This window comes from Arcicella rosea, assembly GCF_014204325.1.
Lineage (GTDB): Bacteria > Bacteroidota > Bacteroidia > Cytophagales > Spirosomataceae > Arcicella > Arcicella rosea_A.
In genome coordinates, this window is sequence record NZ_JACHKT010000047.1 from 1 (window position 1) to 14,897 (window position 14,897).

Sequence of the window (14,897 nt, forward strand, 5' to 3'; positions counted from 1 at the left end):
ACCCCGAAAATTGCCAATATTGACACTTTTTCGGGGTTATTTCATTTGTAATATATTGATAATTAGATGATTATAATAATAAAGGAAAGCCTAATGTTAACTTTTAAGAAGATGAATTTAGAATTACTAAATTCTATTCCTTATTTATTTTTAAGAGTTCTTTTTTTAGAAATTCTATCTCTTTAGCTTGAATATCGTTTGTTTTTTGTACTTGGATTAAGTACATGGTAAGCTCTTCGATTTTTTTGAGAAGTTTAGCACTAATATCACCGACATCAACACCATTTTTTTCTACTTCGCCAGCCGATGGAATATTAGGAAGATGGTGGTTTTCTTTTATATATTCTTCAATATCTTTCAAAGCAGGAAGCTTATAAGAAGTACTAAAGACATAGTCTGGCCAAGTAGATCTTAACTTTACAACAACTCGTTCTGCTATCATATCACCAGTAACAGCAAGCTTATAAGCACTTTGAATAGTAGAAGAACCTATACTTACATTACCATTCTCTGAACTTATAGTTACACTTGAAGAAAAAGCCCCCGAATTATTAAGGTTTCCTAATTCAAGGTTTCTATTATTAGCAGTCGTACTATTTGCACTAAATCTAATAGCTCCGCCATACTTAGTACCACCAATTATCACAGGTTTTTTACTGAAAGCCATGTCGTTATCAAACATAATTCTGCCTGTTGTGTCTATAGTTGGTACTTCAACCCAAGCTTGCGCAGGGTTATCATTAACTTTCCTAAAAAATAATTTTTGGTCATTAAATGACCCCGAAAACTGCATTGCATAATTATTAGTTGTCCCACCAGCACGAACATCTAATAAATGCCACCAACCACTAGCATTCTTAGGATAATTAACAGGATTTTGTGTTAGAAAAAAACCAGATTGAGCTCCTGCATCACCTCTTAAACCTGCGTTATCTCTGATTTCAGTTCTTGAATCATTTGCCCCATATTTCAATTTTCCAGTAAGTGTCAAATTACCAGTAAGTGTTAAAGCTCCTGTAGTATCTAATGTTGGTATCTCTCTCCAAGCTTGGGCTGGGTTATTATTTGTCTTTCGGAAAAACAACTTTTGATCATTAAATGATCCGGCTAATTGCATGGCAAAATTATTTATTGGATATGAATTTCTAATATCTAATAAATGCCACCAACCACTTGCATTTTTAGGATAATTTACAGGAGATTGGGTTTGGAAAAAACCAGATTGTGCTCCAGCTTCTCCTTTTAATCCAGCATCATCTCTATTTTCAGTTCGAGACTCACTTATACCATATCTAAGTTTGCCATTGAATCGCAGACCACCATTTATGTCTAATGCTTCTTGTGGACTTCCATTATTAATACCTATCCTGTTAGTTGAAGCTACTGTTTTAAAAATAGGGTTGCTTATATTTTTGTTTGGTTGTCCGTTACCCATAATGTAAAAATCCATATTTTTAGAAGTACCTGTTGTTCCATCCAAATCAGGATAATTGAATACTATTTTGTTGTCATCCATATAAAGGTGATAGACATCATTAATGGGCCCATTCCAATCTTTACGCTTAAATACAAACTTGTCTGCACCATCATCTGCTATTTGAAAAACAAGATGCATATTGTCGGCTGTGGGTTGGTATGCATAAATGGAAGCTTTATCAGCCTGATTCAAATCCCAAGCAATTCCTCCTTGTAAAGTAGTAGGAAATACTCCAGTTTTATCATTAAAAGTAAGCGTTTTGTCTGATGGGAGTGTTATATTGCCAGTCAATGCTCCACCGTTTGCTTTAAGATACTTAGCCATTTCAGTAGAAAAATCAGACAAATGTGTAGTTGTCAGAGTAGTCCAAACATTTGAAGTACCTCCGATGTTCATCAATACTTGTTTGTCAGTACCAGTAATGCCATTAGGTTTTAATAGCTGTGAGTATTTTAGGCTTCCAGTAATATCTAGTCTCTCCGTTGGATTTGTGTTAAAAATACCAGCGCCTGTTGGTGTAAGAGTTAGTTGGGGAGTAGAAGGATTGGCTGGATTATTAGAAAATCCTGTATAAAAACTTAGTTTGTTGGCTTTCACACCAGCATAACCACTTTGGGGATATCCGTTACAACATGTCCATATTGGAGTTGCAACAATAGCTGAAGAAAAATCTGCGTCAACATCTCTCCAAGCTCCAAATCGAATGGAGTAATTACCACTTACGCTTGTATCGGAGCTTGCCTTTCCAATTCTTAAGGCGGGATTTAGTTTATTATCAATTGAAATATCTAAGCTATATTTTGGACTTGTTGTTCCAATACCTACATTACCAGTAGTAGGAAAGGTGTTTTGAGCAAATGATTGTTGTATAATCAAGAGTATCAATCCTATTAGGGTGTATATTTTTTTCATCTTATTAATTTTCTTTAACCTTTAATATTGCTTTTTCTAATTCTATATTTTTTTTCTCCAGCGCTTCTATTTTTTTATTTTGCTCAATTAAGTAAAGTGTCAGTTCTTCTACTTTCTCCATCAGTTTAGCATTTATCTTTCCGACATCAACACCATTTTTTTCTACTTCATCAGCCGAAGGGATGTTAGGGAGATGATGATTTTGTTTAATATATTTTTCAACATCATTTAGAGTTGGCAGTTGATAAGAATTATTAAAGACATAGTCTGGCCAAGTAGTTCTTAACTTTACAACAACTCGTTCTGCTATCATATCACCAGTAACAGCAAGCTTATAAGCACTTTGAATAGTAGGAGAACCTATACTTACATTACCATTCTCTGAACTTATAGTTACACTTGAAGAAAAAGCCCCCGAATTATTAAGGTTTCCTAATTCAAGGTTTCTATTATTAGCAGTCGTACTATTTGCACTAAATCTAATAGCTCCGCCATACATAGTACCACCAATTATCACAGGTTTTTTGCTGAAAGCCATGTCGTTATCAAACTTAATTCTGCCTGTTGTGTCTATAGTAGGTACTTCAACCCAAGCTTGCGCAGGGTTATCATTGACTTTCCTAAAATATAGTTTTTGGTCAAAAAATGAACCAGAAAACTGCATAGCGTAATTATTAGTAGTACCTGTGGTACGAACATCTAACAAATGCCACCAACTACTAGCATTTTTGGGATAATTAACAGGGGTTTGTGTGATAAAAAAACCAGACTGAGCTCCTGCATCACCTCTTAAACCTGCGTTATCCCTGATTTCCGTTCTTGAGTCATTTGCACCGTATTTCAATTTTCCAGTAAGTGTTAAATTACCACTAAGGGTTAAAGCTCCTGTAGTATCTAATGTTGGTATTTCTCTCCAAGCTTGGGCTGGGTTATTATTAGTTTTTCTAAAATATAACTTCTGGTCGAAAAATGAACCTGATAGTTGCATGGCATAGTTATTAGTACTGTTTGAATGTCTAATATCTAATAAATGCCACCAGCTAGTAGCATTTTTAGGATAGTTTATAGGAGTAGAAGTTTCAAAAAAACCAGATTGAGCATCTGCTTCTCCTTTTAGACCTGCATCATTTCTATTTTCAGTTCTTGAATAATTTGATCCATATTTTAATTTACCGTTTAATCTTAAACTTCCATTTATATCTAATGCGTCTTGTGGATTTCCATTATTAATACCTACTCTATTAGTTGAAGCTACTGTTTTAAAAATAGGGTTGCTTATATTTTTGTTTGGTTGTCCATTACCCATGATATAAAAGTCAATATTTTTGGAAGTACCTGTAGGTCCATCCAAATCAGGATAGTTGAACACTGTTTTATAATTATCCATATAAAGGTGATAGACATCACTATTAGTTCCTTCCCAATGCTTTCTTTTAAAAACAAATTTATCATTGCCATCATCCGCTACTTGAAAAACAAAATTCATATTGTCGGCTGTGGGTTGGTATGCATAGATTGAAGCTTTATCACCCTGATTTAAATCCCAAGCAATTCCTCCTTGTAAAGTAGTAGGAAATACTCCAGTTTTATCATTAAAAGTAAGCGTTTTGTCTGATGGGAGTGTTATATTGCCAGTCAATGCTCCACCGTTTGCTTTAAGATACTTTGCCATCTCAGTACTAAAGTCAGATAAATGCGTAGTTGTTAGGGTTGTCCAAGCGTTAGATGTTCCACCAATATTCATTAGTACTTGCTTATCTGTACCAGTAATACCATTAGGTTTTAATAGCTGTGAGTATTTTAGATTTCCAACAACATCTAATTTTTCAGAAGGTGTTAATGTTCCAAAACCTACATTTCCATTTACAAGCAGACCAGCACTATTATTAGTTGGGAAATCATAGCCTACAGCTAACCCAGTGCTAAAAGAGAATTTTCCCCAGCCATTGGTTTTGAAATACCCAGGTTGATTATTATCACTTCTTGAAGTCTTAATTATAACATCTGTAGTATCACTAATTTTATAATAATATTTTCCAAAAACTTGTTTAATAATGCCATTTACTTCAAGTCTTTCTGTCGGGCTTGCTGTTCCAATACCAACATTACCAGTTGTTGGGAAAGTATTTTGAGAGAAGGATTGTTGTACTATTAGTAACAATAATACTATTAGGGTGTATATTTTTTTCATGATGTTTTAATAGTTATAATTCCAACTTATTTAATTTTGACCACTGAGCTTAGTTTTGTACTCTATCTTTTGATTAGTAGCGGTATTTCTAGTATCAAAGCCTGGTTTTAATTCTATTTCCTCGCAAGCTTCATCAAGAGTGTTTGTTAGGATAGCAGATTTTCTTATTATGATAACATCTTTTTCACATGCTGCTGGAAATATAAGCTGAACACTCTGCCATTTAGTTGCAGTCCCATCTTCAAAAATCCCTCTTATTGAATATTTATACTGTACATTAGCTTTAGGGTCTTGATCATAAGTAAATAAGTCATCCCCATTTACGATTTTCCAAGAAGACGTTTGGTTGCTTCCAACACCTCTATAGATTTCAAATTGAGACATTTGCTTTTCGTTAGTTACTGTCCATTTTAATTCTATTCTATTGTTAATTCTACTAGCATTTACTTTTAAATCAAGCTGAACTGAAGTTTCTAAAATTGAACCAGGAACATCAATAATAAGTGGATTACTCAATACTGTATCAGCATCTTCTATAGCACAAATGAAATATGCGTACTGAGTGTCTCCATAGACAGTTTTATCTATGTATGTAGAGTCTTTAGGAAGATTAAAAGTTAATCCATTTAGTGGACTTACTTTAATACTTTGAAAAGGGGTCTCCAATCGTACCAATATATGTTTAGTTGGTGTTGTATTATCATTACTCCTAATCCATGTTAGCTTTATACCGTCTTTAGTTATTTGATAAGATTTAAAAACAGGAGCACTTGGTTTTGCTTTATTAGGGTTACTAATAACTACACTATCAGATAGTATTGAATGATTATCTCTTTTATCAAATGCTTGTACTTTATAATAAACTTTAGGATTAAGGCTGAGAGCTTTTACATCAAGTGTATCAATAAAACTAACAGTTAATGAATCAGAATTATATCTCCATACATGAATCATATCTGTAATCTGAGATGGCTCTTCTGTTTTTCCAGAAGGGTTTAGCCGATTTGCTTTAAAAACCCTATAACCAGCTACATCACTATCACTACTATATATCTTATCATTTCGTTTCCATGTTACTTTTACTATTTGTTTACTCGTTAGGTTGTCTTTGGTAACAATTCCATTCACAACAATCGGCTTCTGAGGTGGAACATCATCTTTGGGTTGTATTAAAATTGGTACGGATTCTATTTCACCATAAGTTGGAGATACAGCAACAACCTTGATGTAAGATGTTTTATTAATCTGGGTAATTGAAGCGCTATCCAAAGTACCTGATACCGTAATTAAATTAGTAAAAACGCCATCAAAAGTATTAGATTTTTTTATAATATACTGACTAACAGGTATTTTTAATGTGTCTCTGATATTATTATAAAGTGTATCTCCATTTGATATACTAGCAATATTATATCCAACAACTGGAGGTAAAAACTCCCATTTAACAGTATAGTTTCCGATTGTTGAATTTGAATTTAAGGAAACAATTCTTGGAAAATAATTTGCTTTTTCAGTGTAAATAACTTCTGTCAAAGAGTCTAAGGTCACAACTTCTTCATCAAAAATAGATTTCCCCTTTAATAAGTAATATTTTTTTTGACCCGTCTTCAATGTTGTATCAGAATCTATGTAATTCATTCGAATGGTATCACCATCTGTAACACTTACTAATAATTGTTTATTAAGTGTTTGGTATTGCGTTAACGGTAATGTTTTATTGGAAGTTTTCAATATTGAATAGCCAACATAGTATTGCTCTAAGCTATAGTTCCTATTTTTATTTTTAATCTGCCATTTAAGCTCTATACTCCTATAATTTAATTTAGGGGTTAATTTTGGAAGTTTAGGATATACAAAGTAATCGACAGCACCAATATCAATAGAGTCTGCTGATACTGTAATATTTTTTGTTGTTAGTTCTGATTGAGGAGCATCTATTTCAATTTTGTATCGATAGACTTCATTATTTAATGTAGTAAGATCTGAAAGCCCTAAAGCGGCCATCTTAGCAACTGAAAATTTTAAATCAGCTGTCAACATTGCCATATCATACTTTTCTTCTAATGACTCTTGAGCAACATTTGTAATTTTGGGGTCATTTACAATCTTAACTTTATTGGCTATTGCTGTACTAGCTGTATCTGAATAATCAACCTCTCCAAATAATACTCCAGCCATCATAATATGGTATGTACTATCGTTGGTCTTAGTATTATCATTAGGGTCTAAAACTTTCGTTTTCCAGTCTGCTTCTGGGGAAATTTTAATGTTATATGTTTTTTTATTCTCAGGAGTACTAAGCATTAAGCCATTTCTTTTGACTGTTGTTCTTGTCAGTTTATAGCCATACGCATTACCCAATGTCCAAAGTACAGAACTATCCGGTGACCATCTTAGTAGTATTGCATTACTTTGTAAGGCCCTACCTGAAATTTTTATTTTAGTAGGCTTTGTTTGTCCAAAAGTGTTCATTATCCCAATACTTAAAAAAAAGATAATGATATAGATATTTTTTTTCATATTTCAATTAATAAAGTGTTATGGGAAAGCTTAAGCCCAAAGTTTCCAATCTAACCCAACTTCAATAGGTTCGTTTTTATTGAATCATTATATTTTTTTTGTTTTGCAATCTCCTGATTGATTAACATTTACTGGCTTATCTCCTAAGTCGATTTTTAAATTAAACGATCCATTAACTTTCCCCCCTAAAGCCCTGTATCTTGCGGCTAAGTAACCTGACATGTATGATGGATTAGGTAGTCCACCTTCTAATAATACGCCAGCACCTGCTCTAAATATTTCAACTTTAATTTTTGCAAACCAAATTTTGATTTTTATACCCACTGCAGCATCAAAATATGCATAAGCCTGCCCCGTACCATACCAGCCGTTAATCCCGATTTGCTTTCCGTTGACTTTTGTCCCTAAATAATTATTAGTTAAAGCAAAATCAAAACCCAATCCTGCCATAACTCTAGTATAAAATATTAGAATTTGTAAATCCCCTGTGTCAATGTTAACATTTGAGCCAAAAACAAAGCCTTCTCCATTTGTTGTGCATACTGGTCGTGCTAATGGTCTGTAACTCGATCCTAACATCTCTCTAATAATACTAGGTGGCGAAGGCATAGGAGGAATATCATGTCCAATCATCAAATACATACCAGTATTTACACTTAAAGGGCCAAAACCCATACTTACACCACAAGGGTCTGTTGGACTGCCTACGTGGACGTACCACTTCCCTAATTGATTAGGTCGTTCCTTTTGGAAATGCATTACCATCCATCCAGCTCTATTTGATGGTCCTCTACCACGAATAACACCTTCGCCAATATTTACAAATACTTGAGCATCAGCATGAAGTATCTCATTTTCAAAATCAAATAAAATACCAATCTTAGCTCTTATAGTATTTTTCAAGACGACATTTTCGGTGAGGGTCGTTGTTTTAGCATACTCGTTCTCAGATTTTTTCTGCAAATCTGTCTGTGTTGTTTCTTTATCTGAAACTGGCGTGCTTTGTGCTACCGCTTCTGTTGGAGATAGTGCTCTTAATTTAGAATTGAGGCTATTAAGTTTTCCTCCAAGTTTATCAAACACTGGAAATTTTCCTGCTATTGTTGCTTCTCCAAAAAAACCTAAACTATTTACTCCAAAATTCTTATTAATAACCATTTCAAAGCCTAGCATACCATCTACAGCATTGACTCCCTTGGTCGAAAAGCCGACTACTGCCTTAAAACCTAATTCAACATCTTGTTTAAAAATATATTTTACTCCTGATGCCGAACCCGCACAAGCTGTTTTGGTAGGAACCATGTGGTGGTATGCTCCTCCTGCAATTGAATTTAGGGCAAAAATACCTATTGGAGGTACCGTGTTGGGTAACTCTGCTGAAGCATCAACAAACCAGAAACGACCATTATCGCCCAATTCTGGCATATTTCCAAAGATAGCTGTTGCGGATACTTCTATCTTCGTCGGACTTTTAATTGTTAATGTTAAACTTGCTTGATAACCTTTCCCTGGTACGCAAGGGTTATTTTCGAAGGGTCTTATTTGCCCTTTTATTCTAAAAGGACCAATTGTTGCATCTAAACCTGATACAACTACTGAAATCCCTGCAAATTCCCATTGATGCCCAGCATCAGTATTAGTATTAAGCTTTCCCTTTATGGCAATATCACCATCTACAGAAAACCCATTTTTCATTAGATTTACATTAGATCCAAATGAAATGGTGGCATTTTGCCCATCTGTAAATGCTTGGATATTACTAAATGTCATAGGCATTCCACCTACTTTAATGTCACCATCATAGCCCAGATATTCTATCTCTATATAAGGTGCTTCTGTAGATAGCTTTAGGTTTCGGAAAGTAATCGTTTTAAAGTTAACATCTACCTTCTTGGCTTGGCTTTCTGCATCTCCATTGGCTCTGCTTAGTGCTTGTGCATAGTCTATATCAAGGCTTCCATGCAAGGTAGCCGTAGGTTTAAAAACACCATCTTCTACTTTTAAACTTACTGAAGAGTTGGGAAATAATGTAGCCCTAGCTTTCCAAACATCGAAGTTTAACTGAGAAACTGTTCGAACTACTAATGAATAATTCCCCCCTCGTTGAATCATTCCATTGTATGCTAAAGTACTGGTAGTATCAAATGATGTACCGTTTGGCCTTACATTGGTAACAGGTAGTACTAATCGGCCATTAAATAAACCTCCTGTACAAACGTTAGCTTCAAAACCTATCCGAACATAATCAAGAGACATCTTCCAGCCATTGGCATCTCCTTTTTTTATACTTAGTATATTTTTTCCATAGAATTTTCCAGTAACACCATTTTCGTCTATCAATAAACTATCTGCTCCAAAACTAATGCGATTGGTTTGCGAGCGTTCTCGGAATTCACGAGGTAGTATTACTTCAAATTTATTAATATAAACTCCTTTCCAAGCCTTTTCAGCTCCTTCGGGCATATTTTTTTGAATATATCCTGCTGGGAATTTTACATCATAAGAATTGCGACTTTCGCTAAAGTCTAAAACAGCTCCATTTAAGCGAAACCCCCAATTTTCAAAACCTGTTACTGCAAACGACCCTAAACTAACTTTACCCAATAAATTTTGTAAACTTTGAGCCACTGCTGCAAATTTACCCCGTACATAGCCACTGGTTACATTGCCATCATAGTCTATAGGTACCAACATGCTCCTAGGGAAAATAAGCTCGGATGCTACCGATACTTCTTTAAAACGGTTACAGTCAAGCTTTACATAAGTAAGCGAGTCGTTTACTGTTCCTGTTGAAATATCCAAACCGCCTTTCATAGTAAACACTGCTTTACCAAAGGGTATTGAAACATCGCCTAGTAATACTAAATTGGCATCGCCTACAATGTTACCATCATAAGAAATCTTCAAGGAGTCTGCTCCAAAAAATAAATTTTGGAAAGGTTCACCTGTTTCTGGATTTTTGATGGGCAGTTGCATCCTAACAAATACCATAATATAGGCAGCATTTGGCCCCAAGCGGGCATTCATAAAGCCTATATCTACACCAGTGTTTTCGCCAGGGAGGTCTTGATGGAGCCCTATCGGTAGCTCTACCATTAATCCAGCACTAAATTTCTCGAAAGGAATAAGTTGCCCCATTCTTTCAAGCAATTTAAAGGTACTATCTGCCTGTTTGCGGAGTTTATTGATTTTATCTTTATTAGCCGCTACATTTAGTGCCTTTATCATGCTGGCACTTTCTTCTTTTATCTTAAACTGGCTACTTCTTGTATTAAGTTTAGCAAAAGCTTCTTGCAAGCTTTGTTGCATTTGGCTTTTAGCAGTAGCAGATACTTGTACAGTAGCATTTGTATTGGCTACATCTGTTATTGGGCTATTAGCATTGTTTGCTTTAAGCAATTTACTGGGTTGTTCGGTTTTGCTTTTGGGTTGTTCTTCTGTATAGCTATATGCTACATTAGCTTTGGCAATGATAGCCAAAACCATAAAGCAAACAATAACATAACATTTGCTATTGGACAGAACCCAATGATGTAAAACTTTTTTCATGTGAGGTATGTGGTATCTAGTTTAAAACAGTGCTTATATCAAAAATATGAAGGGTATTATCTCCATCTAGTTGATATAAACTATTGCCATGAATTTGTGGAATATCGGTTAGAGACAACCCATTTTTACTCCCTTCTATTTGGATTCTTTGAATAACGTTTAGTGTGGCTTTATCTAATAATAAAATAGCATTGTCGTAATGCGAGGTTATGGCTATTAAATCCTCTGTAATACATGGACGTGTTAGCCTGTAATCTCTAAAATTATTTTGAGCAAAAATTTCTTTATAACTTTGTTGCCTTAATAGCTTGCCTGTAATGCCATCAATTTCATAATAAAACTCTGAAAAGCCATAAAATATTCCCTTATATAAAGTTGGTTTAATTGGTTCAATATCTTTGTTCACCTGCCAAAGTATTTCACCTGTGTCTGTCGATACGCCAGCTATTCCTTTTTGAGATAATTCAACAACAATAACCTCATCACTGATGTGATAAAGATTGGTTACTTCTCCTTCTATTTTTCTTCCATCATATTTCATTGAAGCACCAATCTCCGAAAAGTCTATTTCCCACTTTATGCTTCCTGTTTCAAAATGTAAGCATTTTAATATGGGGTTTTTTAGTGATAGGAAATATCTTTCAGATAAAACAAGCCAAACACCATTGCCACCATAGTTAATTGGATAAGTTGAAGCTAGATTATTAGGGGTAACTATATCCATTTTTCCTGTAATAGCTTCAATATCTTTCCTACTAACATTTGGATAAAAATACTTTTGAGTTCTCCTATTTTCAAGCGATATTGGAATATTTAGAATAAAATCCAATAAAAAGAAAGTGAATTCATTCTGATAGTCATATACATACATTCCATCAGGTTCCGACTCTGAAACAAAAAGATATTTGCCTATTTTAAATAATATTCTGGAAACTTTCGGAGTTTGAATATCTATCTGTTTTTGATTTTTTATTACAAAAAGTTTATCATCTGAAATATACGCAACAGTATCTTTATCTAAAACACTGAATTTAAATACACGGCTTATTTTATTTTTTAATTTCATTTCAATAAAAAGATTTTAGAAAAATTTGTATTATTATCAAAATAATTAATAAAGGCATCAGCAATTGCATCTGGGGCTGTATCTATTAAATCACTTCTATTAAGAAGCTTATTAGCTTTATCTGCATTTATTTGTTTCAAAACATTCCTTCCATCATTAGTTCTAAGCATTGTAATAATATCCGATTTTAGTTTCGTAATTCCTCCTGGATATTTACTATCGAAAACCCATCTTAACTCACCCAAAGACTCTATTTGCAATAAATCTTTCCCAACAAATTGTTTTAAAAAAGATGTTTTGTAAATCTTAGCCCAGCTTTTCACCTCAATACGTTCACCTGTTTTAAGAGATATATCAATATATCTTATTCCTCCCAAGTTTGCTCCACCATTAAAAGTTTCTTCAAAAGCCGAAACGCTAGCCCAAAGGTTATCTTTCTCCACAGCCCGAATTACCATTTCTGCTCCTACAAATTTCCAGTCAGATTCACAGCATAGTTCTTTAAGCAATTTATCTTTCCCTGTAATATTACTTTTATTCAATGTTGCAAGAGCATCTATTAATTCCTCTCCTGTAAGTGTTTTACCAACAACGAGTTCTATGCTTTCAGTTAATCCGTCTTCCAATACCTCTGTCTCTACTACGGTTATACCTTCTTTACCATTTTTCTTTAATTTACTAAATACATTTTGAAATTGTTCTTGTGTCCATTTTATACCATTAGTACCAAAGTTATTATTTTTAAGCATGTCCGACAATTTCTTTAAACGATTCGGGTCAAGGTGTAACCGTGTATCTATCGTTTTTAAGATTTTCCATGCCAGTGGGTCCAACTCACCAGTGCTAAATCGTTGAAAAAAATCTTCTCCAGAGTTTTCAAAATCTTTTAAAAAGGCTGTGACATCTGTCTCTGTAAAATCTGAAAATTTATCACTTAATTTCTGTATTTGTAGATCATCCCAATTAACATTAATTTTACCCAGTTTGTCTTTAAACCGAATGAATACGGTTGCAGGAGTAACAAATCCCAATGTTCCATCAGGAGAGCCATCATCAATGACACTAAGTTCAAAACCATCTTTATTTTTTGGTATTTTCCCTTGAGAATCCTTAACCTGCTCAGTTATTTTTTTACATTTTTTTACAAAATCCTGAAGGTTTTCTGTAGGGTTCACCCACATCATGTAACTATGGGTATTTCCCAAAGCATCTTGTAATTGAACATATCTTACAAAGCTCCAATCTATATCACTAAAAGCTTGCCCTGCTTCTCTAGCAACTTTCACAATATAGTTACCATTTTCTACAGTGATATTGATAACACCTTTACCAAATTTATAAACTCCAAGAGTAATACCTTGTGCCAAAGGCTTAGTAAATGGATAAACAAATTTTGTAATTTTTCCCACTCCTTTAAAAACTAAGGTAAGTGGATCGAGCCTATCTAATAGTTCAGCTATTTGAGCAAGCTTTCCTGTCTTGGTAAAAGCAATAGCAATGGTTGCTATGTTTGCTACGTCTTCACCTATCTGTTCCGAAATTTTACAAAAATTACCCGTATGAGCCTCAATAAACATTTGCTTTATCACATTCCAATATCCACCATTAGCTGTAGCTTTTTTATTAAAATTAGAGAAGCCCTCAAAAAGCTCATTTCTTTTGTGCGAGTCTGTTAAAACTTCAACAATAAAAGACCCCATTTTAGAAATACCAGAAACTTGATCTACCAAACCATTCCAAAAACCACAGTATAATGCTACTTCAGCACGAACAGCCGTATAGAGACTCTCATTATTATTAGCAGGTTTTATTTGGATTAAGAATTGTTGCGTAATAATAGACGATGGATTAGCGAAGCTGAACCAGAAATATATATCTGAAAGAATTGGGTTATAGTTAGGTACTCCTGGATTCCAGAACCTTTCGGGTATTTTGAGTTCATCAATCAAACCACTGATACCATTCAAAATTGATACTAATGGATTCGCTGTGGGATAAATGGGATTAACTTTAGCTAATACAATTAAATCCTCAAGTTTACTTTTCTGTTTGTTAGCAGGAATTCCACTCCCATAATAGAATTGATATTTATTAGAAGCATAATCTATCCATAAGATGATATCTTTAAATGCGATGTTATCGATGGCTAAATATACATTTTGTTTTTGAGCCTCCGTACTAGTAGCAGTGGTAACAAGTATTTTTAAGGTATTGCCTTCTGGTGATGCTTCCGTTAAGTTAGTTGGATTATTAAGAAGTGTTTGGAGGTAACTACCTGGATTTATTGTAAAAGGTTTTTCAGGTTTACGTCTGTTCAATATAGCATCTGCTATTTCCTTAGAAATAGCAGTAAGTCCAATATTTATTTCCCCTGCAGGAAAAGATATTGTAGAATAAATACTTTGTGGCGTTGGTTTTTTTCCAGAAAAAACAACATCATCTTTTATCTTAAACCACCATCCTGATTTACGTTTTTGACTTAATTGTATTTTGTTATCTGTAGAGATAATTGGAAGCGTTTCTTCATAAGCTCCATAACCAACGACAACATATTTATTCCCTAAACCTTTATTAGTTATTTGTGTTATAACATCGTTAAAGATTTTTGTATACTTATTTTGTAAATCATCAATAAGAAAGGTTTTTTCGTCTGCTGCATATTTTTTTAGATCAGGAAATTTATTTAAATCATCTTGATTAGGATTTCTAGTTAGAATAACTCCACCAATGTATAAATTGAAACCAACAAAAATTCTTGCCTTACCTGTCAAAGATTGATTAATAGCCGATAACTCTATTTCAAGTTGTTCTTTTATTTTATTGGCTTTCTCAAGGGTAAGTCCGTATTTAGCTAAATTATATTGTAATGTCAAATTATAGGCATCAGGGTCAGTACCAGTGCCTAGCACCTTGGCAAAATCAATAACATAAGAATTTTTATATGATTCCCCACGAAGATCATTAGCATCATTGAAAGCAATAAGTTCGTTTAGCTTTTGAGTTCCGAATTCTACATATTTTTCTGTCAATGCTTGTGATATGCTATCAGACAAGATATTTTTTTCGACCCTTGAGTAAGCATCAGAGCATATCGTCATTAATATTAAAATAATGAATAATATTGCATTTCTAAATATTGTAAAACTATAGTTCATTTTTCTATTATTTGTATTTTAGTTTTT

General features: G+C 33.8%; 6 protein-coding genes. All 6 read right to left on the reverse strand.

Translation table 11 applies throughout. From position 1 onward, the window contains the following. Positions 1-133: 133 nt before the first annotated feature. The 6 genes from HNP25_RS20335 to HNP25_RS20360 all read right to left on the reverse strand — a co-directional run bounded on the left by HNP25_RS20335 (position 134) and on the right by HNP25_RS20360 (position 14,870). The gene (locus HNP25_RS20335) at positions 134-2,353 is read right to left on the reverse strand and encodes a hypothetical protein (RefSeq protein WP_184137376.1); all 2,220 of its coding nucleotides are present in this window, start codon (positions 2,351-2,353) and stop codon (positions 134-136) included. Positions 2,354-2,393: 40 nt separating this feature from the next. Next, a complete protein-coding gene (locus HNP25_RS20340) occupies positions 2,394-4,580 on the reverse strand; it encodes a hypothetical protein (protein ID WP_184137378.1) in 2,187 nt (728 codons plus the stop codon). A 30-nt stretch (positions 4,581-4,610) separates the two neighbouring features. After that, positions 4,611-7,100: a fibronectin type III domain-containing protein gene (locus HNP25_RS20345; RefSeq protein WP_184137380.1), complete on the reverse strand. Its 2,490-nt coding sequence runs from the start codon at positions 7,098-7,100 to the stop codon at positions 4,611-4,613. A gap of 87 nt (positions 7,101-7,187) precedes the next feature. Continuing rightward, entirely contained in the window at positions 7,188-10,649 is a 3,462-nt protein-coding gene (locus tag HNP25_RS20350; RefSeq protein ID WP_184137382.1) for a hypothetical protein, read from the reverse strand. 16 nt (positions 10,650-10,665) lie between these two features. Beyond that, positions 10,666-11,715 carry a PQQ-binding-like beta-propeller repeat protein gene (locus HNP25_RS20355; protein WP_184137384.1) on the reverse strand — a complete coding sequence of 350 codons (1,050 nt, stop codon included), beginning with the start codon at positions 11,713-11,715 and terminating at the stop codon, positions 10,666-10,668. Then, on the reverse strand, positions 11,712-14,870 hold the full coding sequence (locus tag HNP25_RS20360) for a hypothetical protein (RefSeq protein ID WP_184137386.1): 3,159 nt from the start codon (positions 14,868-14,870) through the stop codon (positions 11,712-11,714). The genes HNP25_RS20355 and HNP25_RS20360 overlap by 4 nt, the downstream gene beginning before the upstream one ends. Between the last annotated feature and the right edge of the window lie 27 nt (positions 14,871-14,897).

Excerpts from the sequence above, each read along its gene's own strand:
- HNP25_RS20340 (WP_184137378.1), bottom strand. The coding sequence starts at position 4,580 with ATGAAAAAAATATACACCCTAATAGTATTATTGTTACTAATAGTACAA.
- HNP25_RS20345 (WP_184137380.1), bottom strand. The coding sequence starts at position 7,100 with ATGAAAAAAAATATCTATATCATTATCTTTTTTTTAAGTATTGGGATA.
- HNP25_RS20350 (WP_184137382.1), bottom strand. The coding sequence starts at position 10,649 with ATGAAAAAAGTTTTACATCATTGGGTTCTGTCCAATAGCAAATGTTAT.
- HNP25_RS20355 (WP_184137384.1), bottom strand. The coding sequence starts at position 11,715 with ATGAAATTAAAAAATAAAATAAGCCGTGTATTTAAATTCAGTGTTTTA.
- HNP25_RS20360 (WP_184137386.1), bottom strand. The coding sequence starts at position 14,870 with ATGAACTATAGTTTTACAATATTTAGAAATGCAATATTATTCATTATT.